This is a genomic window from Rhodoferax aquaticus (assembly GCF_006974105.1).
Classification (GTDB): Bacteria; Pseudomonadota; Gammaproteobacteria; order Burkholderiales; family Burkholderiaceae_C; genus Allorhodoferax; species Allorhodoferax aquaticus_A.
In genome coordinates, this window is record NZ_CP036282.1 from 2,475,628 (window position 1) to 2,497,826 (window position 22,199).

Consider the following 22,199-nt stretch of genomic DNA (forward strand, 5'->3'; position numbering starts at 1 on the left):
TTCTCAATTCAGATGGTAGTAACAGTCCATTGCGCGCCTTTGAGCACAAGCTCGCGGTCGCAATTGAATTCGTCTATTTCACTCTCATGGCCTGGCAACACGCAGACCACAGTTTCACCTTGTCTGCGCAGCTGAGCGATTGCTGCGCGCACATCAAGCGCTTCACTCCACGGTGCTCTGATCGCTGCGCGCAGAGGTCTGGGCGGGGCAACCGCTACCAAGGCTTTGACGTCTAAGCTAAATCCAACTGCGGGGCGTTTGCGGCCAAACACGGAACCAACCTCGTCATATCGACCTCCGCGTACCAATGCGTCGCTTGCGCCTGGTGCGAACATCGAAAAACGGGCGCCACTGTAATAGGCATAGCCGCGCAAATCCGCCAAGTCGAAGCTCGTGCGAGCCCCATCCACATGTCTAGCCAACCAATCCAAATGGTCCAAGGCTTCGGTAATTTGGGCAACGTTAGGCAATGCCTTGCGTGCCTGGGCCAGGACGTTCGAATCCCCGTACAGTTGAACTAAATGCTTCAGGGAAGTAGAAACCAATGCGGGGGATTTCGCGGTCAATGATGACAACTCACTCACATCCTTACCTGCCAATGCAGCCAGGATGAGTGCTTGGTGCTCAGTGTCGAAGTCTCCCAGTTTCAACAAGGCCTCAATGATGCGAGCATCGGCCAAATCCACCTGTATACCTTGGACCTGAGTCACCTTCAAAGCATCCAGCGCTAAGGTGAGCACCTCTAAGTCTGCTTCCAACCCACGATGACCGAAAAGTTCTGCACCGAACTGAAGTGGCTCCCGCGTTGCGTGCGGGCCACTTGGACGGGTATGCAGCACCGGACCACAATAGCAAAGACGGGCAACACCTTGTCGATTGAGCAAATGTGCATCTATCCGAGCCACTTGTGGCGTAGTGTCCGCGCGCAAGCCCATCATGCGCCCCGAGAGCTGATCTACCAACTTAAATGTCTGGAGATCCAAAGCCTCACCTGTGCCTGAAAGCAGTGACTCCAAATGCTCTAGCAAAGGAGGCATTACCAATTCATAGCCATAGCTTCGTGCCATGTCTAGCAAATTGCGACGTATTTCTTCAATGTGTCGTGCCTCAGACGGCAGCACATCGGCAATGTAATCCGGCAGGACCCAAGCAGACATTTATTAGAAGGGTGCTGTTAAAACGGAGATTTTACCGGGCTTGGCACATGATTTAGGGTGCCAAGCCCCAAATCAGCACCAAACCACACAAGATGCTTGCAAGTGCAAACAATCGAATTTGAGAATCCGTCATTTGCATGAGTTGGGCAAACATCCGGCGCCACCCTGACGGCGACGCGAATGGAAACAGGCCCTCTATGACTAGCACCAGGGCTAGTGCCAGCCAAAGTGTGTTGCTATCCAAGGCTTACTTCTTGGCGGGCGTTGTGGCACCGCCACCATTGCGCATCACTTTAAAAAACTCAGTAGATGAAGGGTCGAGCACCATCACATCCGTCTTATTGGCGAAGCTTGCCTTATAGGCTTCGAGGCTACGGTAGAACTGCGCAAACTGAGGGTCGCGCCCGAACGCATCACCGTAAATACGGGACGCTTCAGCATCGCCCTCACCCTTAATTTTTTGCGCATCACGATACGCATTCGCAATCGTGACTTCGCGTTGGCGATCGGCATCTGCACGAATTTTCTCCCCCTCAGCGGCTCCCGTGGACCGCAATTCATTGGCCACTCTCTTGCGTTCTGCCTCCATACGCCGGTAGACAGACTCGGTGATCGCTTCAACGTAGTCCACCCGTGTAATGCGAACATCCACCACGTCGACTCCCCAGGGCTTTGTCCCTTTGACCTTCTCAAGGACTTCCGCCTTCACATCCGCCATCAATGCTTCTCGCTTCAACGAAAGCAACTCATTAACCGTACGCTTATTCACTTCTTCCTGAAACGCGTTACGAACCACTCGGTTGAGCTGACTAGCACCTGCACTTTCGTTTTGGCCAACGTTGCGGATGTACTCTGAAGGTTCAGATATGCGCCAACGTACGTACCAATCAATAACGACCCGCTGCTTTTCTGCAGTAAGCATGGGGTCAGCATCTGTGCTATCCAGAGTCAAGAGTCGCTTGTCAATGTAGGTGACGTTTTGAAAGGGCGGAGGCAACTTAATGTTGAGTCCTGGCTCAGTGATGACCTCTTTGATCTGCCCCAAAGAATAAACAACCCCAAACTGACGCTGATCGACAACAAATAGAGTGGAACTGGCAAGAACAACAAAACCTAACACCAAAGAAAGAATCAATCCGATACGGTTCATTTAATACTCCTAGCGTGAATCACGTTCACGGGTGCGGGCAGCATCGCGGCTGCGCGCATCTATCGGTGTTGCGGGCGAAGGTGCTGGCGCTGGCGCAGCTCCAGACACTGCCGCTGCTTGCTCTAGCGATAACGGTGCTGAGCCGCCATTCATCTGCAGTATTTTGTCTAGAGGCAAGTTCAATAAACTAGCACCTTGTCGTGTGTCCACCATCACCTTGGTGACATTCGTGTAGATCTGCTGCATGGTGTCCAAATACATTCGATCTCGGGTGACCTGAGGGGCCTTCTGGTACTCGGCGTAAACCGATCTGAAGCGCTGAGAATCTCCCTGTGCTTGGGCGACCACGCGCGCTTTGTAGGCATCCGCTTCCTCTTTTAACCGAGAGGCGGAGCCCACGGCCCGGGGAATCACATCATTGGCATAGGCTTGCGCCTCATTTTTGGTACGTTCTCTTTCTTGCCCCGCCTTCAATACATCATCAAAAGCTGCCTGAACCTGTTCAGGCGGCCGAACCCCCCCTTGCTGCAGATTGATACCCACCACCTCAACTCCTACGTTGTAGCGATCCAAAATCGATTGCATGAGTGCGCGAACTTGTGGTGCGATCTGGTCGCGCTCTTCTGACAGTGCGGCGTCCATTTTCATTTTTCCCACTACTTCTCTTACCGCGGTTTCTGCCGCTTGCACGACAGCCTCCGCCGGGTTCTTGCTCTCAAACAAATAGGCGCGGGCGTCGCTAAGGCGGTACTGAACCGCAAACTTGATATCCAGTATGTTTTCGTCTTGAGTCAACATGGCTGACTCACGTAAACCGGTTGCCTTTAAAACAGTATCTCGCCCCACATCCACCGAGCGGATTTGGGTCACAAAGATCAACTCGTGACGTTGAATTGGGTACGGCAGACGCCAATTGAAACCCGCATTCACGGTTGCCTTGTAGCGGCCAAATTGAGTTATGACAGCTTGCTGTCCTTCCTGCACTATGAAAAAGCCTGTGCCAAGCCATATCAGCAACACTACGCCCATGATCAAACCAAGGCCTACCCCGGCATTTTTCATGTCTGGCTGAAATCCGCCGCTCCCTCCAGAACCTCCATTGCCTCCGGACGGGCCGTTGCCATTAAAAAGACCGCCTAGCTTCCTATTGAAGTCTTTCCACAATTCATCAAGGTCTGGTGGACCCGACGCATTGCCACGTTTACGATCCCCATTGGAGTTACCGCCATTAGATGTGCTTGGAGGCGCGTCATCTGGCTTCGAAGTATCGGAGGGCTTGTCGTCACCACGCCCCCATCGAGGATCGTTTAAGTTGAACATATTGCGAATCCACAAAGGCATCGCTGTCCAATTTACATACGGAAGGTTTAGTTTCATTTCTTAGTCTCTTGGATATCTAAGGACGATTGTGCACAAAAATGATTTAGCCCCGGCTCATTCGGGGCGATCCATTTCATCAGTCGCTGGTTCATGCACTTTGGCTGTGATACGCGCTAACTCTTGGCGTAACCGTGAAATACCTAAGGACGACTTGGCACTCACAAACACCCTAGGGAAGCGCAATCCATCGACGTCATACTCGTCAAGCCATTGAATGGGCTGACGGTCGTCGTCCAGCGCATCGACCTTGTTGAAGACCAACACCTGAGGAATTCCCTCAGCGCCAATCTCCTTCAAGACCAACTGGACTTGCTGCATTTGCAAAACGTGGTTGGGGTTCGATGCATCAACTACATGTAGCAACAGGTCAGCATCAATCGCTTCCTGCAAGGTAGCTTGAAACGCGTCAACCAAACCGTGCGGTAAGTCACGAATGAAGCCCACGGTATCGGACAAAGAAACCGTCCGCGAAGACTCTCCCAAGTAAAGCTGACGGGTGGTTGTATCAAGCGTAGCGAACAACTGATCTGCAGCGTAAGCTCTTGCCTTGACCAGCGCATTGAAAAGCGTTGACTTACCAGCGTTCGTATAGCCAATCAACGATATGTTGAATGCGTCACGCCTTTCACGCTGACGCCTTTGCGTACCGCGTTGTCGCTTTACTTTGATCAGTCGCTCTTTGGTCCGCTTGATGTTCTCGCCAATCATGCGGCGATCTAGCTCGATCTGGGTTTCTCCGGGCCCACCTCTCGTGCCAATCCCGCCACGCTGCCGTTCCAAATGCGACCAACGACGAACTAAGCGCGTAGAAAGGTACTGCAATCTAGCAAGCTCCACTTGAAGCTTTCCCTCATGACTACGCGCACGCTGGGCAAATATTTCAAGTATCAGGAAAGTGCGGTCATTGACCGGCATTTCCAATTGACGTTCAAGGTTACGTTGTTGGCTTGGGCTTAATGCTTGGTCAAAAAGAACTTCCTGTGCCCCAAGTTGTTGCGCCAACAACTTGATTTCGTCAGCCTTGCCCGAACCAACAAACAATGCCGCATCTGGCGCCCTGCGTTTGCAAACTATGCGACCGACAGGAGTTAATCCGCCTGTCTGTGCAAGCAGGCTTAACTCTTCCAGTTCCGTATCAAAATTGGAGCCACCTAAATCCACACCTACCAAAATAGCAGGTACTTTTACAGCTTTGAGATCGGAACTCAAATTCGGGAAGCCCAGCTAAACCGCAGGATTGAACCGCAACAGGCAGCGGCTTTACGCGGCAGCAGGCTCATCTCCATTTCCAGTCGTTGCAAAGTTCACTGAGCGCCCCGGAACAATGGTTGAGATCGCATGCTTGTACACCATCTGAGTCACAGTATTACGAAGAAGCACGACATACTGATCAAATGATTCGATTTGTCCTTGCAGCTTGATGCCGTTTACCAAGTAAATCGAGACTGGCACATGCTCGCGACGCAGTGCATTCAAAAAGGGATCTTGCAACAGTTGGCCTTTGTTATTCACGATATTCTCCGTGTTGAAAAATGAATAGGAGTGGACAATACCACACCATGATAAGGGTAAGCGCCGATTGCCACTTAGCGGTATGGCGCGACTACAGGCACACAGGTGCCTAAACGGTCCTAGTCATCGTGACTCTTTCTCCGTGAAAGGGTTTTCAGAGGACTTGAACTGGATTTTCAACGGTGTGCCTACCAAATCGAATTCTTTTCGAAATCGTCCTTCAAGGAAGCGTTTGTAAGCATCCGTCACGTGTTCCAAGGAATTTCCGTGGATCACAATGATCGGCGGATTCATGCCTCCTTGATGCGCGTAGCGCAACTTCGGACGGTACATTCCCGATTTTTTCGGCGTTTGAAATTGCACCGCTTCAAGCAACAGGCGAGTCAGCACCGGCGTTGACATTTTGCGGTTAGCGGCACGGTGCGCTTGGGCAATAGAGTCCCACAGAGGACCTAAGCCTTGACGCTTCTGCGCAGAAATGAAGTGCACCGTTGCAAACTTCAAGAACCCCATCCGAGTTTCTAAAGAGCGCTTGACTAGCTCTCGCTGATATTCATCAATGGCGTCCCATTTGTTGACCGCCAATACCACAGCCCGGCCTGATTCCAATATATACCCCGCTATGTGGGCGTCTTGATCAGTTACGCCCTGCGTGGCATCTATCAACAGGAGGGCAACACCCGCCGATTCAATCGCCTGCAGCGTCTTCACGACTGAGAATTTTTCAATTGCCTCAAACACACGGCCTTTTCGACGTAGGCCTGCGGTATCGATTAACTCAAACTTTTGACCATTTCTCTCGAACGGTACAGTAATGGCGTCGCGAGTGGTGCCAGGCATATCGAATGCAACTAAGCGCTCCTCCCCCAACCAGGTGTTAATCAGGGTAGATTTGCCTACGTTGGGCCGCCCCGCTACCGCAAGTTTGATCACGGCAGGGTCAACCTCTGCGAACTCGCCATCAGGTTGCTCTGGCACGAGAGCAGTCAAAGCCAAATCAAGCAGTGGCTTTATTCCTTGGCCATGCGACGCGGAGATAGGAACGACCTCACCCAATCCTAGCTCAAAGAACTCGACCAGCTGAGCACCTTCTTTCAAGCCCTCAGCTTTATTGGCCAACAACACACACGATTTACCAAGCTTTCGAAGGTACTTCGCGATCTCATGGTCTTGAGCAGATATTCCCGCGCGAGCATCGACCACAAACAACACCACATCAGCTTCAGCCACGGCCTGGCGAGTCTGCTTCGCCATCTCCATGTAAATTCCAGAGGATGCATCCGGCTCGAACCCTCCCGTATCGATTACGATGAATTCGATACGGCCGTGCTTACCATTGCCATAGTGACGGTCTCTCGTCAACCCTGCAAAGTCTGCGACGATGGCGTCCCTAGTCTTGGTCAAACGATTAAAGAGGGTGGACTTTCCCACATTGGGACGACCGACTAGTGCAATTACAGGTTTCATAGCTTTATGGCTCTCAGTTACTCGGGCCTAAAGCCAAATACGTTTCCGCGTTGTGTTACGACCACAACGGTTTGACCAACCACCACCGGAGTCGCGCTTATCGGTCCTGCGTTGGTCACCATGCGGTTGGTCAACTCTCCGGTGTCCCTCGAAAAGAAGTAAACGGCACCCGTCTCATCACCTACAACGATGGTCTTACCAACCAGCAATGGGGCAGACAATTTGCGGTGTAGCAATTTGTCAGATGTCCAAAGCTTGTCTCCATTGTCACGACGAAGCGCAATTAGTTGCCCATTCGCTTCGGTTGCGACAACCATGGTCGGATTGCCATCAATTCCAGAGAATCCTCTCAGTGGCTTGGTCCACGTTGTGGTCCCCTTGCGGAGATCGACACAACCAACAGCAATCTGATAAGCCCGCACGCACATTGAACTTTCAACCCGAGACGCACCTGCCACTAGGTCAACTAGACGTTCAACTTCATTGCTTCCACGACTACTGGCAATGCTGGTATCCCATAGCGATTGCCCGTTTTGTGGGCTAACTCCAATAAGCCGGCCAGAAGAGCCGAACAACAGCGTGTCTTCGAAGGGTTGCAATATCCCAGCTTGGGCTAGCACCAAAGCATCCCCAGATCTCTGCTGCTGCCAGAGCCTACGGCCAGTTTTCCCATCAAACGCATACATAGTTCTGTCGGCTGCCAACACAAATACACGCTCCCCAGCAACCACTGGAGAGGTTAATGTCATTCCGTTGATCTTTTGCCTCCAGAGCTCTTTTGCCCCGTTAACCATGATCAGTTCATTGGCCTGAGTAACGACCGCTGTGTTTACACCGTCAGTTCCAACGCCAGCTGCAACCCTTACCCCTAAAGGCAAACGCCATACATCACGCCCCGTAGCTCCATCTAACGCCACAACCGTACCATCGCTGGCCGCCAAATAGACCTTGCCACCATTAACCTTTACATCAACCGGAAAAGTAACAGCAGGCAGGCTAGTGGACCAAACTTGCGTGATGCTAATCAGTGCATTAATTGGCCCCAGCTCGCTTGGTTTAGGTCGATCCACTGTAGAGCAGGCAACAACTCCCACCACACAAAAAGCCACGCTTGAAAGGCGTGCAAACAACCGAAAAGCGACGTTGCGAATAGTCACTTTGCCGCCTCGACAATTGTTTTAGACAAGGTAGCGTCTACATGGACACCAAGCGCATTCAACTTAACTTCCACAAGGCGACGATAGTCTGATCGACCATCAAACATCCCGTACGCAGCCTTGTAGGCTGCAATGGCTTCTGTTTTCTTACCCTGAATTGCATAGATGTCACCGCGCCTGTCTTGGGCTAAAGGTTCAAAATCAGCGTCGAGACCCTGTAGCGCCTTTTCGGCTAAGTCATAAGATTTTTGCGCAATCAGTGCACTGGCTAGCCGCAACTTCGCAACCCCTGCGTAACCCTTGTCGGCACCTTTCTCCGCTACCCACGTAAGCGCTGTCAAGGAAGCCTGAGAATTGCCGGCAACTTCTGCAGTTTTCGAAGCCAAAAGACCTGCCTGTTGCGCATACACTGTAGAGCCAAAGCGAGCCTTCATTTCTTCGAAGGCGCGAATGGTTTTATCTGAATCCGCAGACAAAGCCATACGTTCAACTTCGTCATACAGTGCTGCGGCCTGCACAGCTTGGGTGCGTTGCCAATACTGAAAGCCATTCCACGAAGCAAAGCCGCCTAATACAACGATCAGCACCCAAGTAATCCAATTGCCATACTGGGCCCAAAAATGCTTAAGCTGATCTAACTGCTCTTGTTCTTCGAGATCTAAATGATTTGCCATAAATGCTTAGTTGTAATTGGGTTGGATTGTAGGTGGACACATGGGGGGCAAACTTCGATCGAAGCACCTAACGCTTACTGAACAAGCCAAACACACGCGTGCAAACGGGCGTGGTTAGGCTGGGTAAAGAATGCGCACGATTGCAACGTTTCGCTAACACGATCAAGCCCAAAGCCAAAATGGCTCAACGCGAGAGGGATCGCTACCCATAGCGCTTAAACGCTCTGACGTGCTCCGTATCGTTGCTTAATGTAGCGCTCAACAATTGATTGGAACTCCGTCGCAATGCCATCGCCTCTTAAGGTTATGCTCTTTTCACCATCAATATAGACAGGCGCAGCAGGCGCTTCGCCTGTCCCAGGAAGGCTAATACCAATATCGGCATGTTTGCTTTCCCCCGGACCATTGACGATACAGCCCATAACTGCGACTTTCATGGACTCGACGCCTGGATACGCATCCCTCCATACCGGCATGCGCTCTCTGAGGAAATCGTCAATCTGTTGGGTGAGCTCCTGAAACGTTGTGCTTGTTGTACGTCCACAACCAGGACACGCTGTGACGCTCGGTACATATGAGCGCAACCCCATTGCTTGAAGAATTTCTGCAGCCACTAGAACTTCTTGGGTGCGACTTTCTCCTGGTGCAGGCGTGAGGGAAACCCTGATCGTGTCCCCCAAGCCTTCTTGCAATAAGACCGACAATGCGGCCGTGGATGCAACGGTCCCCTTAGTACCCATCCCTGCTTCGGTCAGACCTAAATGCAAGGGGTATTCACACCTCTTGCCTAACTCCCGATACACAGAAATGAGATCTTGGACACCACTCATCTTGCAAGACAAAACTATTTGGTTGGCCGGCAACCCAATGTGCTCTGCCTGTAGCGCTGAATCCAACGCAGACGTGATCAAGGCTTCATACATGATCGATTTCGTATCCCATGGCTCAACACGTTGGGCATTTTGATCCATGAGTTTCGCCAGTAGCTCTTGATCTAGGCTCCCCCAATTTACGCCAATGCGCACGACCTTGTCCAGCTTTGCTGCAATTTCAATCATTGTGGCAAACTGCTTATCTCGCTTATCCCCTTTGCCCACATTGCCAGGATTGATACGATACTTAGACAGCGCCTTGGCGCACTCTGGATAGTCAGTGAGTAGTCGGTGGCCATTGAAGTGAAAATCGCCCACGAGCGGCACATCAATGCCCATTCTGTCCAACTGTTCCCGCACATAAGGCACGGCCTGGGCTGCTTCCGGGGTGTTGACGGTCACCCTTACAATTTCAGAACCAGCCAAAGCCAGTTCCTTCACTTGAATCGCCGTACCAATAGCGTCGACAGTATCCGTATTTGTCATTGACTGAATTCGCACTGGAGCACCACCACCGATGGTGACCGTCCGAGAGCCCCACACCACTTTAGCTTGCAAGGACTTCCGCTGATATGGGTTGGCAACTGCAATTGGGGTACTTTGGTTCACTATTTCACCTCAAAGCGAGCAACGTTATCTCGCGCTATTTCGGACAATCCAAATTTGCTACCGCGAACTTCTACTTCCACGGCATCAACGCGCCCAATCACGACCGACAGGGGTAAAGTACCGCTTACGGCGACCGTCTCACCAGCAGACACAATTCTGCGCAACTGGACGGCCTTGCTCGCATCAAGCACTTCTATCCAAGAGTCACCTTTAGCCTTAAAGACAATTGCACTCTGGGCCAATTGCGCGCCGGGAAGGGGGGCTGTCACTGGTGAGCTAGGCGCTGTCAAGGCTGATGGAGCCTGTGCACTCGCCGTCACCTTGGGCAAAGACTCCAAAGTCTGCTGTTGCGGTGCCGCCAGCTGCGGCTCTACTTGGGAAGTTAACGGGACAACAGGAACATCCATTGGCTTAACAAGATCCGGCTTCGCAGACACTTCAACCGGCATTTGAACAGTGGCTTGTGGCGGACCCACTACATCCACCTTCTCATTGACGGTGAGGTCCGGCAAGAACAGTATCGCAAAGGCCGCCAACAGCAGGGCCACAACCAACCAAACTACGGGTTTATTGGCGGGGCTCGCCGCAGAATAGTGCTTCTGGTCGCTAGGCGGGTTAAATGGGGCATTGATTCCACTCCGATCAGAGGTCAAACGAGGGGCGTTTGTCTGTGGCAACTTCAGCAAGACGGGGGTGGGGTCTATCTTGAGGGTCCGGCATACGCTAGACGCCAGCGCACGGACAAAGACGGCGTCAGGAAGCTGGTCTAGACGGTCGGACTCAAGCGCTTCCAACTTCTTGACTGGAACTTTCATAGACACAGCCAATGCGGCAACATGCAGTCCAGCAGCTTCACGCGCTGCCTTAATCATCGCCCCTGCCGAAAGACTCTCGTTGAATTGAATTGCCGACACGGAGTCGTTAGTGTCTAAATGATCCGAATCATTCATCAAAGTTACCCTGTTCAAACGCGGCATACTCGCGGGATTGTGAAAACCTCTTCTTCAACTGCCCAGCCAATTGCGAGGCAGCGTCACTATTTCCAAGCTTTCTCTCAACTCTAACGCCAAGCCACAAAGACTCAGCATTGGCGAAATCCCCGTTATTGAGTCGTCTCGCAAAAAACTGAGCCCTAACATAATCACCACGTTGAAACATCAGCAAAGCCAAGTTGTAGACCGTAAATGGGTTTGCTGTATCGAGCTCAAACGCTTTTTGAAAACTTACTTCCGCATCCTTACGTTGCCCTGCTTCCAACTGACACTCAGCCAAAGTCATCCATGTTTTTGCTCTGTCCCCATAAGTGGGATTCGCGAGCGCGCTACGAAACATCATCGAGGCTTCAGTTAACTTGGACTGCTTGCATAGCAAGCGACCATAGTTGTGCTGAACAGCTGCAGACTTTGGCTCCAGCGCCAAGGCTCGCTTAAAGCTATCCTCTGCTAATACAGAGTCGTTTAGCCGCATATAAATCAGACCGCGCAAGTTATATGCTTCAAACCAATTTGGATCAGCAGTAATCGACTGCTTCAACGCATCAAGAGCAATTGTCGTTTTTCCATCGTTAAAGTACAAAACGGCCAAGGTTAAGTGACGCCGGGCACGCGTCCTTGACTCTGGCTCATCCGATTCAGTCACCAGATCTGCCTTGGCACTCGGCACTACCGCAGGGCTTGACGTGCATGCGGCTGCACTGAAAAGTGCACACACCACAAGAAGCAAGCATGAAGCTCGCTGCGAAACACTCACACGGGATCCGGTGATACGCATTAAATTGTGTTCAGCCATTAACTGCTTTAATTGGAATAACGAATTGATCGCCCGCGCTACGCTGCTTGGCAATTCTTGACTGCACATTCGTCCTATCCTTGACGTCGCCGGCAAGCTGCCCACAAGCAGCATCGATATCATCCCCACGCGTTTTACGAATGGTTGTTACGACGCCCGCATCGCTTAATATTTTAGAGAAGTTGACAACCGTTGCTTGCGATGACCTAAGCAGACCTGAAGCTGGGAATGGATTAAAAGGAATAAGGTTGAATTTGCACCAATTCCCCCCATTGGAGAAACGAAAAACCAATTCCAACAGCTCTTGGGCGTGAGCAGGGGTGTCATTGACACCGTCCAGCATGCAGTATTCGAAGGTGATGAAGTCTCTCGGGGCCTTTTCCAAGTATCTTTGGCACGCCTCCATCAGCTCAGCAATCGGGTACTTTCTGTTCAGCGGCACCAGATCATTGCGCAAGAGATCATTAGAAGCATGGAGAGACACCGCAAGTGCGACAGGACAATCGCCCCCCAGCTTGTCAATCATCGGAACCACGCCGGATGTTGACACGGTGACCCGCCTACGAGAGAGGCCGTACGCATGGTCATCAAGCATGACGCGCAGGGATGGTAGCAGCGCGCTGTAATTCTGGAGCGGTTCACCCATTCCCATCATGACAACGTTGGACACCACACGCTCCAATCGATTCAGATGCTTTCGCAGAAAATGCTCGGCAAACCATAGCTGTGACACTATCTCGCCTGATGTTAGATTTCTACTAAACCCTTGGTGCCCCGTAGAGCAAAACCGACATCCGACAGCGCATCCTGCCTGGGAGGAAATACACAATGTTCCCCTGTCAGATTCTGGAATAAACACAGTCTCAATCACGTCACCATCACCAACCGAGAACAACCATTTAATGGTTCCATCGGAGGAGACGTGTTGAGACACAAGCTCCAGCGGTGTTACATGGGCCACGCCCTTGAGTTTTTCACGGAGCGACTTTGCCAAGTCGGTCATTTCGTCAAAACGAGAGGCCCCACGCTGGTGAATCCACCTAAACAACTGCGTTGCTCGGAAGCGTTTTTCGCCTAAGCGATCGCAAAAATCGGCCAACCCATCAAGATCAAAATTGAGCAGATTGGCCGTCATTGCGAATTAGCGTGAAAAAACGTTCATTCCGGCAAAGAAGAATGCAATTTCCACTGCAGCCGTCTCAGGAGCATCGGAACCATGGACGGCATTCGCATCAATGCTATCGGCGAAATCAGCACGGATAGTTCCCGGCTCAGCTTTCTTAGGATCAGTAGCACCCATCAAATCGCGGTTTTTCAAGATAGCGCCTTCGCCTTCGAGCGCCTGAATCATGACTGGACCAGAAATCATGAAATCAACGAGGTCTTTGAAGAAAGGACGCGCTTTGTGCACTGCGTAGAAAGCTTCGGCTTCTGCGCGCGAAAGATGTGCAAGTCGCGCAGCAACAACTTTCAACCCAGCAGCTTCGAAACGTGCATAGATTTGCCCAATTACATTCTTTGCTACTGCGTCGGGTTTGATAATAGATAGTGTGCGTTCGATGGCCATAATATTCCTGAAGTAGTTTAGTAATTTTTATCCATACAAGGACAAAGTCTTCGATTTTAGCACCTAGGGTTAACGATCACGGCCGCCGCGTCGGCTGCCGCTTTTAGTGCCCCGCCCACGTTGCGCAACGTCTTGTCGTTGCCGTGTAAAGCTATCTGCACCAATGTAGCCAAAGGACGTTTTCATCGGGTCAGGCTGACTCGCAGCACCTTTGCTGGCGCTCTTTTCTGACTTGCCGGCCGACGCTCGACCATTTCTAGGCTGGTTGCCAGGATCCCTCGGCTTGGTGTCTGCACTACCCGAAGGACGAGGCCCACGGTTGCTACTGCGAGGCCCACCCATGCGTCCACCTCTGCGGCGGCCATTCGAACCACCGGGCTCTGAACCTAAACCGTTGGACACCGAAGCGCCTTCATCAACCGATGATGATCGCCCCCCCGACACTTTCATAAGCGACTGGATATCCGCATCATCCAACTCCATCCAGGCCCCGCGCTTAAGTCCACGCGGCAAAACCATGGCTCCATAGCGAATGCGGATCAGGCGACTCACGGCATGCCCTACTGCTTCGAGCATACGGCGCACTTCGCGATTGCGCCCCTCAGAAATGGTGACTCTGTACCAGCAATTGGAACCTTCGCCCCCACCCTCTTCTATGGATCCAAACTGAGCAATCCCATCATCGAGGCGCACGCCTTGCAGCAGCTGGTTTCGCTCTTCTTTATTCAAAGAACCTAAAACACGCACAGCGTACTCTCGCTCAAGACCAAAGCGAGGATGCATCAAATTGTTAGCCAGCTCACCGGATGTAGTGAACAGCAGCAAACCTTCTGTATTCAAGTCCAGACGACCAACTGACTGCCACTTGCCCTGATGCAGCTTGGGAAGTCTGCGAAATACAGTCGGTCTGTTTTGCGGATCATCGTGCGTCACAACTTCACCGACGGGCTTGTGGTACGCGATAACTCGAGCGGGGGGGGGATCTATGCGAAAGCGAACTGGCTTTCCATTTACTTTAATGCTGTCGCCAAATTGAATCCGCTGACCTATGTGCGCTGGCTCATTATTGACAGAAATTCTGCCTTCCAAAATAAGCTGCTCCATCTCCAAACGTGACCCCATACCCGACTGAGCTAGCACTTTGTGAAGCTTTGGCGTTTCCACCATCGGGGCTAACACACGCTTAGGAACTGCGACATCCTCGTCAGACTCACTTGCATCGAACTGACCAGACACAACGTCTTCAAAAAGGTTACTCGCCACGATGTTGCTGCGATTCCCAACCGGACCTAAGGCATCGGCCTGTGTTGATTTCACCAAGCCCAGCATATCGGCAGACGCAACGCCTAAAGCCGCAGTGTGAACAGGGGTGCCAACTTCGTCCGAAGACTCTAGCTTTGTCGAAGCTTCTTGATCAACCGGGTCGTTTTTCGAGCTATTCATTCTTTTCATCCAATTCAATCAATGATTGCCCATTCAAAGTGGGCACCTCAGGTTCTGCAACATCCTTCGCCATCAAAGCGTCGACAAGTGCACTGCCGCCGTGAGCCATTTCCAACTCAGCACCTTGATCCAAGGTGTCAATTACACCCAGCCCACCCTGAGGACCTTCCAGCATGGGAAGTTGATCTAAGGAAACTAGGCCAAGATCGTCCAAAAACTGCTTAGTCGTAGCATATAAAGCGGGACGGCCGACGGTATCTCGATGCCCAATAACCTCTACCCATCCACGATCTTCCAACTGCTTGATCAACAATGAACTGATCGTCACGCCTCTAATGTCTTCCATATCGCCGCGAGTAACCGGTTGCCGATAAGCAATGATGGCCAAAGTTTCCAAAGTCGCGCGGGTGTACTTTGGTGGCTTCTCAGGGTGCAATCGGTCTAAATACTCGCGCATTTCAGGCTTGCTCTGGAAACGCCACCCCGTAGCAACAGTCACAAGCTCTACCCCTTTGTGCACCCAATCCAAGCGCAAGTCCTCAAGAAGCTGCCTCACAGTATCTGCACCAAGTGCGTCTTTGAATAGAGTCCGCAACTCTCTCAGTTGCAAAGGTTGCTGGGAGCAAATCAAAGCAGTTTCTAAGACCTGCTTGGCCTCGACCAAGTTCATAGTGTCACTCTAAAGGAAAAACCACGATACCAGTGATTGGTCAACAAGACGATTCGTGAATGCGCTCAGGGAGGCGCTAGCTGGGCGAAAATCTACCGATTCACGCGCGACGGTTGGGCGTCAAGCCCATCGCCGTGATTGTATCCTAGCCCCCAAGAAGACAGCAAATCCAAAAAATCCTTTGGCGGAAGTGACTCAAACACCAAAGGGCCCCCCGTAACTGGATGGATAAATGCTAACCGACAGGCATGTAACGCTTGCCGTTGAATGCCGTTGCAATGCCCCCCATAGACCGTGTCACCGATGAGAGGATGCTTAATCTGCGCCATGTGCAACCGAATCTGGTGCGTGCGTCCGGTGTGAAGAAAACACCGAACAAAACAACCGTCAGCATGATTTCCCAAGAAAACAAAATCCGTTTTTGCCGCCTTGCCGGCATTTTTTTCCAGATCGACGACGGCCATGCGAAGTCTATTTCTTGGATCTCGGCCAATGGGCGCATTGACTGATACGGAGCCAACGCCTGTCCACGGATTGTGACCCACTGCCAAGTATTGCCGACTTACCTCTCGGGCCGCTATGGCTGCGACAAGGGAGTCCATAACGAGCCGCGACCGGGCAACCACCATCAAACCGCTCGTGTCTTTATCAAGACGATGAACAATCCCCGCTCTTGGGACCGCCATGAATACTTTGTTGTGGGCCAACAAGCCATTGAGCAAGGTCCCGCTCCAGTTTCCCGGCGCAGGGTGGACAACGAGCCCGGCGGGTTTGTTAATCACCAATATATGCTCGTCCTCGAACACAACATCGAGACCAATGGCTTCAGGTTGGAATGCTTGGCTCTGGGGTGTGGGCCGTAGCTCAACCGCAATACGATCACCGATTTTTACTTTTGATGCCGCCTTGCTTGCCACACGACCGTTTAAAGACACATGCCCCTGTTCAACGAGCTGTTGAAGATAGCTTCGAGAAAATTCAGGCACTACGTCTACCAACGCGCGATCAAGGCGCACACCGTGCTGCATTTCGGCGGCAATGGCAGTGCGCCACTCCACTTCAGCGAGGGCATCGCCTCCGTCTTCGGCATCGGGTTCATCGAGGAGCGTCGATATAATGATTTCGGTCTGATTCAAGAAGGTTTCCAATAATGCGTCGAGTTAAATTATCGGTCGTTTGTACATCGTTGGTGGCGACCACCCTATTGCTCGTCGGTTGCAACACTACTCCGGTCGACAAAACGGCCAATATGAGTCCCAACGCTTTGTATGCAGATGCAAAAGACGAAATGTCGTCAGGGCAGTGGGAAAAAGCGGTGCCCTTGCTTGAGAAACTCGAGGCCAAAGCGGCAGGTACGCCACTGGCACAGCAGGCCCAATTGGATAAGGCGTATGCGCACTACAAAGCAGCGGAACCCGCCCTCGCACTCGCCACTTTAGACCGATTCATGAGGTTGCACCCAGCGAGCCCTGCAATGGACTATGCGCTCTACCTAAAGGGCATCACAACTTTCAATGACAATTTGGGTGTTTTCTCTTCATTCACGCGCCAAGATCTAGCTGAGCGCGATCAGAAAGCTGCCAAAGAGTCATTTGAGTCATTCAAAGAACTCGTAGCCCGTTTTCCTGACTCTCGCTATGCGCCCGACGCACAGCAGCGCATGGGCTACATCGTCAATTCTCTTGCGCAATATGAGGTTTACGTCGCTCGCTATTACTTTAAGCGGGGTGCTTACTTAGCAGCAATAAACCGAGCCCAACTCACGGTTGCAGACTATCGAGATGTGCCAGCCACCGAAGAGGCTTTGTTCATCATTTATAAATCATACGAAGCTCTGGGGCTTGCACAACTCCGCGATGACTCTAAGCGTGTCCTTGAAAAAAACTACCCGAACTCCGAGTTCTTAGTGCGTGGCTACAGGCCTAACACTGATCCTTGGTGGAAGATTTGGTAAGCCTGAGGAGTTCGGTGTCAAACTCTTCTTGACTTGTCAGCACCCGCATCGCGGGGAGCGCCGCAAGAATTTTCTTCCCGTATCCCATCGACAAAAGGCGAGTATCACAAATCGCCAGAACACCTTGATCTTGTTCCGACCGGATGAGACGCCCCGCACCTTGCATTAAGCCCATGATCGCATTGGGCAAATGCAGTTCTTTGAACGCATTTTTTCCTGAATTTTCGATCTGCAACCCTCTTGCTTGAACCAGGGGATCGTCAGGAGGAGCAAAGGGAAGCTTGTCAATCACCAGCAACTGCAAGGCGTCACCAACGACGTCTACGCCCTCCCAAAACGAGACAGATGCAACTAGTATGTACGCACTACCGCCGCTGCCTAGCTGGGAAAATTGATGTAGCAATTCGTGCTTAGGTGCTTGACCTTGAACCAAAATCTTCATCGACGAATCACTGAGGAAATAGGCTTCCAGCCCTCGCGCAACCGTCCGCATGGAATGCAGAGTAGTGGTCAATACCAACGTTCTTCCACCGAGCACCTCTGCCGACTGCGCTACAAAACGCGCGACTGATGCGCCATGCTGCGCTTCGTTGGGTTTTGGAAAGTATGGTGGAACAAACAACGCAGCTTGTTTGGAGAAGTCAAACGGACTCTCTACCCTCAGTGTCCGTGCTCCTTCAAGGCCGCAGGTTTTGGTAAACATGGATAACTGTTGATCCACACCTAAGGTCGCCGACGTAAATATCCATGATTGGCGTCGCCCACCAATATCAGCCGCTTGATCCATGCGCTGCAGCAAGAACTGACGAATAGTCAACGGTGCTTGGTTTAGGCTGATGCCGCCACCACACTCAAGCCAACGCGTTGTATCCTCTTCGGCGCAATTGGAAAACAGGGCAGTCAACGCCAACAGCCGCTTCGCCCGTTCCGCCAAAGCCCTAAGCTCAACCGACCTTTCTGCATGCTTTGATAGAGCGTCGAAGGCAGACTTCAGACTGTCGCATAAACCTTGAAGACCCGCCGTCCATTGCTCCAAAGAAACTCCCTCAGGCGCATTGCCTGACCAAGTACGTCGAAGACCGCCCGCCCCTCTTCCGGCGCTAGCAATGAGCTTTTCAACTTCGCGCCTTATATCCAACGCGCAGAGTGACCAGCTCTCGGCACTTGGCGCCGATTTGTTGCCCTCCTGAGCAAGCTCACGAGAAAATGTAAGCAGTTGATGGCTACTCAAACGGGTTCCGATGAACTGCACCCCTACGTCGTTGAGATGATGCGCTTCGTCAAACACAACTGCCTGAACCGTTGGCAAAAGCTCAGCAACACCTGAATCGCGGACCTTGCTATCGGCGAAGAATAAATGGTGATTGATCACCACCAAATCAGACTCTAGAGCACGCTTCCTAGCGAGGTTGACATAGCAGGCTTGCCAAGCTTGGCACCGGGACCCAACACAGTTGTCGCGCGTCGAACTAACCAATGGAAGCACTTCAGAGTCCTCTGACAGCGCTTGTATTTCTGACAGGTCTCCGGCACGCGTGGTCTGACTCCAGAGCTCTATCTTCGCAAGAAGAGCAAGTATTCGGGGCTCCAAAGGTGAACTTGCCTCTCGGGCCAGTCTCAGTCGATGCAAACAGAGGTATGAAGAGCGCCCCTTGAGGATGGCCGTCTTGGTGGGCAAGGCCAACACATCCAAGAGACCTGGAATGTCCCGGGAGAACAATTGTTCCTGAAGCGTTTTTGTGGCAGTCGACACCAAAACCCGCTCGCCACTCATCAGCAGCGGGACAAGATAAGCAAACGTCTTGCCGGTGCCCGTTCCAGCTTGTACAACCAAACGCTCCCCAGAAACGAGCGCCTCAGCAATAGCTTGCGCCATTTGTGTCTGTCCAGCACGTGGTCTGTAGCTCGCGATACGACGCTGCAAGGCGCCACCCGTAGCAAAGGTGCCACCCACTAAGGCCAATAGATCCATCGCTATGCTGGCTCTTTGGGGGTCAAAGCTTGTTGCAATTGGGCAATATGGTCACGCAGCGCTAGGCGACGCTTCTTCAGTCGACGCAGCGTGAGTTCATCAACGGAGGTCTCCAAAGCCAGACGATCAACCATTGCATTGAGGTCAGCATGCTCAATGGTGAGCTCAATCAGCCGCCGTTGCGGAAAATGCAGATTAGCTTCCAAGAGTGTGTATCAGAATGTACGTTGGTAAATAGGTCAAAGACAAGCCCACTTCACTCGATAATACGACCAAGCAGCCTTTGCCAATAGATTCGATGAAATAAACACCCCATGTCCACTGGTTACCGACTCACTGCATCCACCGGCATCCACAAGGGCGACCGCGAGTACCAACAAGACCAAGTTGCGCTGATCAAGCATCCGCGCGACAACGGCTGTATTTTGGCCATTATTGCCGATGGTATGGGAGGCCGAAGCGGGGGGCGCAAAGCTTCCGACCAAGTCATGCTAACAGCACGGCAACTGTTTGAGCGCTATGACCCCAACACAGATGACGCAACGTCGACTCTCAAGCAGATTGTGCAAGAAGCGCACCTCGTCATTAAGCTGACAGCAATCTCTTCTGAAGAAGAACCTCACAGCACCCTGGCGGCTTTTTTAATCAATCCAGGTGGCGACTGTCATTGGGCGCACACTGGGGACTCGCGCATCTACCATTACAACGGTAATAAGTTCATCAAGCGCACCATGGACCACTCCTACGTGCAAGCCTTGGTCAATCGTGGCGAGATCACAGAGGCGCAGGCGGCTGTACATCCCCAAGCCAATATTTTGATGGGCTGCTTAGGTACGGAGAATGATCCACCGGTGGATTTTCACTTCATTCCGCAGCTTAGGCCTGGCGATGTCCTGATGACCTGCAGCGATGGGGTGTGGCACTATTTCAACAATGGAGAAATTGGATCGGTGTTGTCCAGTCTCTCAGCCCGAGAAGCGACAGAGTTCCTGATCGAGAAAGCAAGGGCTCGCGGTCAAGGCACGGGTGACAATCTGTCACTGGTGGTGGTTAAATTAGAACCTCTAGGCACCTAAGCGGCACCTTTCGCCTACCAAATGGTAGCAAGCCGCCCCCACCCGTTTAAGGTGGTACAGGGAGTGGGGCTACTGAGCTAGGTGCTGCCTCTAACCGCTCGTCTCGTGCCCGTTTCTTCTCTTGGGCTTCGAGCAGCTTTTTTTGATAAGCGGCTCGGTTCATCGCTTGTGTGTCCGGACTTATCTCCATATGAGTACTAGCCTTTTCGGGCGAAACTCCACCTGAAGTTGGACCCGGTGCCAGGGGTGACTTAGCCGGCGCGTCTACGGCAGGGCGAGTAGGTTCTGATGCAACTTTGGCATCGGCGGCTGCACGTTCTACCAAACGTCTTTCAAGGCGTTGTTTCTGTGCCTTAGCATTCTGTTGTCGCACGATGTCATTGAGAGATACTTCTTCACGCCGGAGCACCGCTAGATCGGCTATGCGCTTGAGTCGTACTTCATTCTCACAGGCCATGACGACGAACTTGGCTTTGCACGCCAGGTCGGCTGCATCGTATTTAGCATTGGTTTCGTTACGTACAGCTTCGATGCGCGTGCGTTCTGTGCTTATGTCGGCCTCAGTCCACTCTGATGGGGTTTGCGCATGCGCGCCCATTTGCACAAGGCCCAGCATCAATAAAAGCGCTTGACGCTTCATGTAAGTCGGGTATCCACTGTGCGACGCTCTTGCGCCAAAAACTCTTTCGAACGCATTTCATTGAGCCGAGACACGGTACGCGGGAACTCGTGCGACATTGGGCCCTCGGTGTACAACAGCTCAGGCGCTACTGCCGCCGACATGATAAGTTTTACCTTGCGGTCGTACAAAACATCAACTAACCAAGTGAAACGTCTAGCTTCTGAAGCCATGCGTACGGGCATGTGCGGTACATCGCTCAAGAGGACGGTGTGAAACCGCGATGCTATTTCCAAATAGTCGTTTTGTGACCGAGGACCACCGCACAGACCTTTGAAATCGAACCACACCACGCCACCGGCTAAACGCCTCGCATAGATGGTGCGGGCTTCGATATGCAACACGGGTGCTTCTTCGTGTGCCTCAGCCAAAGCACTAAACGCGGCTTCCATGGCTGTATCAGCTTCAACACCACAGGGCGTGTGGTACAGGTTTACGGCTTCTAAGGTCCTTCGGCGGTAATCCGTACCGTTGTCAACACTTAAAACATCCATACGGTCGTTTAAAAGCGCTATGGCAGGTAGTATGCGATCCCGGTGCATACCACCGGGATACAAGTTATCAGGTTTGAAGTTGGACGTAGTGACTAGCCCCACGCCGTTATCGAAAAGCGCAGACAACAGGCGGTGCAGGATCATGGCGTCAGTGATATCCGCCACATGGAACTCGTCAAAGCAAATCAAACGGTAACGGACTGCCATACGTTTGGCAAGTTCGTCCAGAGGGTTCACCGTGCCCTGAAGGTCAGACAACTCTCGGTGCACCTCGCGCATGAACTCATGAAAATGAAGACGAGTTTTCCGCTTGAGGGGAACTGCGTTGTAAAAACAATCCATGAGAAAGCTCTTACCGCGCCCTACCCCTCCATACATGTAAACCCCGCGTGGAATGGGGGGGCGATTGAGAAGCTTCTTAAGCGCGTTAGAGCGCTTTTCTTTATAAGCCGCCCACTCTGTAGCACAGCGTTCCAAGGCCTCGACCGCTAGCAGCTGGGCCGGGTCTGCGGTGTACCCGCGCGCGCGCAGCTCAGCTTCATAGATTTGTTTAACGCTCAAAACTCACCTTCGTCAAT

At 52.1% G+C, this 22,199-nt stretch carries 23 protein-coding genes; 2 read left to right on the forward strand and 21 right to left on the reverse strand.

All coding sequences use genetic code 11. The features are described 5' to 3' along the window. Window positions 1–8: 8 nt before the first annotated feature. The 17 genes from EXZ61_RS11375 to EXZ61_RS11455 form a co-directional block, all read right to left on the reverse strand. Entirely contained in the window at window positions 9–1,157 is a 1,149-nt protein-coding gene (locus EXZ61_RS11375) for an ATP phosphoribosyltransferase regulatory subunit (RefSeq protein WP_142811883.1), read from the reverse strand. Window positions 1,158–1,209: 52 nt separating this feature from the next. Then, window positions 1,210–1,401, reverse strand: coding sequence for a DUF2065 domain-containing protein (locus EXZ61_RS11380; RefSeq protein WP_142811884.1), 192 nt, complete (start codon window positions 1,399–1,401; stop codon window positions 1,210–1,212). A gap of 3 nt (window positions 1,402–1,404) precedes the next feature. After that, entirely contained in the window at window positions 1,405–2,307 is a 903-nt protein-coding gene (gene hflC / locus EXZ61_RS11385; RefSeq protein WP_142811885.1) for a protease modulator HflC, read from the reverse strand. Window positions 2,308–2,316: 9 nt separating this feature from the next. Beyond that, window positions 2,317–3,684 carry an FtsH protease activity modulator HflK gene (hflK, locus tag EXZ61_RS11390; RefSeq protein WP_142811886.1) on the reverse strand — a complete coding sequence of 456 codons (1,368 nt, stop codon included), beginning with the start codon at window positions 3,682–3,684 and terminating at the stop codon, window positions 2,317–2,319. 57 nt (window positions 3,685–3,741) lie between these two features. Next, complete coding sequence (gene hflX / locus EXZ61_RS11395; protein WP_142811887.1) at window positions 3,742–4,896, reverse strand: GTPase HflX; 1,155 nt, start codon at window positions 4,894–4,896, stop codon at window positions 3,742–3,744. A gap of 51 nt (window positions 4,897–4,947) precedes the next feature. After that, window positions 4,948–5,199 (reverse strand): RNA chaperone Hfq, encoded by a 252-nt coding sequence (gene hfq, locus EXZ61_RS11400; RefSeq protein ID WP_142811888.1) that lies wholly within the window; start codon window positions 5,197–5,199, stop codon window positions 4,948–4,950. 123 nt (window positions 5,200–5,322) lie between these two features. After that, window positions 5,323–6,666, reverse strand: a complete 1,344-nt coding sequence (gene der / locus EXZ61_RS11405; RefSeq protein WP_142811889.1) for a ribosome biogenesis GTPase Der — start codon at window positions 6,664–6,666, stop codon at window positions 5,323–5,325. Between the two features lie 17 nt (window positions 6,667–6,683). Further along, window positions 6,684–7,823, reverse strand: coding sequence for an outer membrane protein assembly factor BamB (bamB, locus tag EXZ61_RS11410; protein WP_142811890.1), 1,140 nt, complete (start codon window positions 7,821–7,823; stop codon window positions 6,684–6,686). Beyond that, window positions 7,820–8,497, reverse strand: a complete 678-nt coding sequence (locus tag EXZ61_RS11415; RefSeq protein WP_142811891.1) for a YfgM family protein — start codon at window positions 8,495–8,497, stop codon at window positions 7,820–7,822. Before EXZ61_RS11415 ends, bamB begins: the two co-directional genes overlap by 4 nt. 215 nt (window positions 8,498–8,712) lie before the next feature. Continuing rightward, entirely contained in the window at window positions 8,713–9,978 is a 1,266-nt protein-coding gene (ispG, locus tag EXZ61_RS11420; RefSeq protein WP_178084854.1) for a flavodoxin-dependent (E)-4-hydroxy-3-methylbut-2-enyl-diphosphate synthase, read from the reverse strand. Further along, window positions 9,978–10,928 (reverse strand): helix-turn-helix domain-containing protein, encoded by a 951-nt coding sequence (locus EXZ61_RS11425; RefSeq protein ID WP_168224752.1) that lies wholly within the window; start codon window positions 10,926–10,928, stop codon window positions 9,978–9,980. The genes ispG and EXZ61_RS11425 overlap by 1 nt, the downstream gene beginning before the upstream one ends. After that, the gene (gene pilW, locus EXZ61_RS11430; RefSeq protein WP_237218937.1) at window positions 10,921–11,835 is read right to left on the reverse strand and encodes a type IV pilus biogenesis/stability protein PilW; all 915 of its coding nucleotides are present in this window, start codon (window positions 11,833–11,835) and stop codon (window positions 10,921–10,923) included. Before pilW ends, EXZ61_RS11425 begins: the two co-directional genes overlap by 8 nt. After that, window positions 11,759–12,901 (reverse strand): dual-specificity RNA methyltransferase RlmN, encoded by a 1,143-nt coding sequence (rlmN, locus tag EXZ61_RS11435; RefSeq protein ID WP_142811894.1) that lies wholly within the window; start codon window positions 12,899–12,901, stop codon window positions 11,759–11,761. Before rlmN ends, pilW begins: the two co-directional genes overlap by 77 nt. Before the next feature lie 6 nt (window positions 12,902–12,907). After that, complete coding sequence (gene ndk / locus EXZ61_RS11440) at window positions 12,908–13,333, reverse strand: nucleoside-diphosphate kinase (protein WP_142811895.1); 426 nt, start codon at window positions 13,331–13,333, stop codon at window positions 12,908–12,910. Window positions 13,334–13,402: 69 nt separating this feature from the next. Beyond that, window positions 13,403–14,785 (reverse strand): pseudouridine synthase, encoded by a 1,383-nt coding sequence (locus EXZ61_RS11445; RefSeq protein WP_142811896.1) that lies wholly within the window; start codon window positions 14,783–14,785, stop codon window positions 13,403–13,405. After that, the gene (gene scpB / locus EXZ61_RS11450) at window positions 14,769–15,446 is read right to left on the reverse strand and encodes an SMC-Scp complex subunit ScpB (RefSeq protein WP_142811897.1); all 678 of its coding nucleotides are present in this window, start codon (window positions 15,444–15,446) and stop codon (window positions 14,769–14,771) included. The genes EXZ61_RS11445 and scpB overlap by 17 nt, the downstream gene beginning before the upstream one ends. 92 nt (window positions 15,447–15,538) lie before the next feature. After that, window positions 15,539–16,582 carry an RluA family pseudouridine synthase gene (locus EXZ61_RS11455; protein ID WP_425353579.1) on the reverse strand — a complete coding sequence of 348 codons (1,044 nt, stop codon included), beginning with the start codon at window positions 16,580–16,582 and terminating at the stop codon, window positions 15,539–15,541. Window positions 16,583–16,596: 14 nt separating this feature from the next. Between EXZ61_RS11455 and EXZ61_RS11460 the strand changes: the two genes are divergently transcribed. Further along, complete coding sequence (locus EXZ61_RS11460) at window positions 16,597–17,400, forward strand: outer membrane protein assembly factor BamD (protein WP_142811898.1); 804 nt, start codon at window positions 16,597–16,599, stop codon at window positions 17,398–17,400. Here EXZ61_RS11460 and yoaA read toward each other — a convergent pair. Both yoaA and EXZ61_RS11470 read right to left on the reverse strand, forming a co-directional pair. Beyond that, window positions 17,369–19,372, reverse strand: coding sequence for a DNA repair helicase YoaA (yoaA, locus tag EXZ61_RS11465; RefSeq protein ID WP_142811899.1), 2,004 nt, complete (start codon window positions 19,370–19,372; stop codon window positions 17,369–17,371). The two genes, EXZ61_RS11460 and yoaA, sit on opposite strands and share 32 nt — an antisense overlap. A 2-nt stretch (window positions 19,373–19,374) precedes the next feature. Beyond that, window positions 19,375–19,578, reverse strand: a complete 204-nt coding sequence (locus tag EXZ61_RS11470; RefSeq protein WP_142811900.1) for an HP1242/YdcH family protein — start codon at window positions 19,576–19,578, stop codon at window positions 19,375–19,377. A gap of 108 nt (window positions 19,579–19,686) precedes the next feature. Here EXZ61_RS11470 and EXZ61_RS11475 point away from each other — a divergent pair, with 108 nt between their 5' ends. After that, window positions 19,687–20,448 (forward strand): PP2C family protein-serine/threonine phosphatase, encoded by a 762-nt coding sequence (locus EXZ61_RS11475; protein ID WP_142811901.1) that lies wholly within the window; start codon window positions 19,687–19,689, stop codon window positions 20,446–20,448. Between the two features lie 46 nt (window positions 20,449–20,494). Here the strand turns inward: EXZ61_RS11475 and EXZ61_RS11480 are convergent, their stop codons facing one another. Together EXZ61_RS11480 and zapE are read right to left on the reverse strand one after the other, a co-directional pair. Next, complete coding sequence (locus EXZ61_RS11480) at window positions 20,495–21,088, reverse strand: hypothetical protein (protein ID WP_142811902.1); 594 nt, start codon at window positions 21,086–21,088, stop codon at window positions 20,495–20,497. Next, window positions 21,085–22,182 carry a cell division protein ZapE gene (gene zapE / locus EXZ61_RS11485; RefSeq protein ID WP_142811903.1) on the reverse strand — a complete coding sequence of 366 codons (1,098 nt, stop codon included), beginning with the start codon at window positions 22,180–22,182 and terminating at the stop codon, window positions 21,085–21,087. Before zapE ends, EXZ61_RS11480 begins: the two co-directional genes overlap by 4 nt. Window positions 22,183–22,199: the final 17 nt, after the last annotated feature.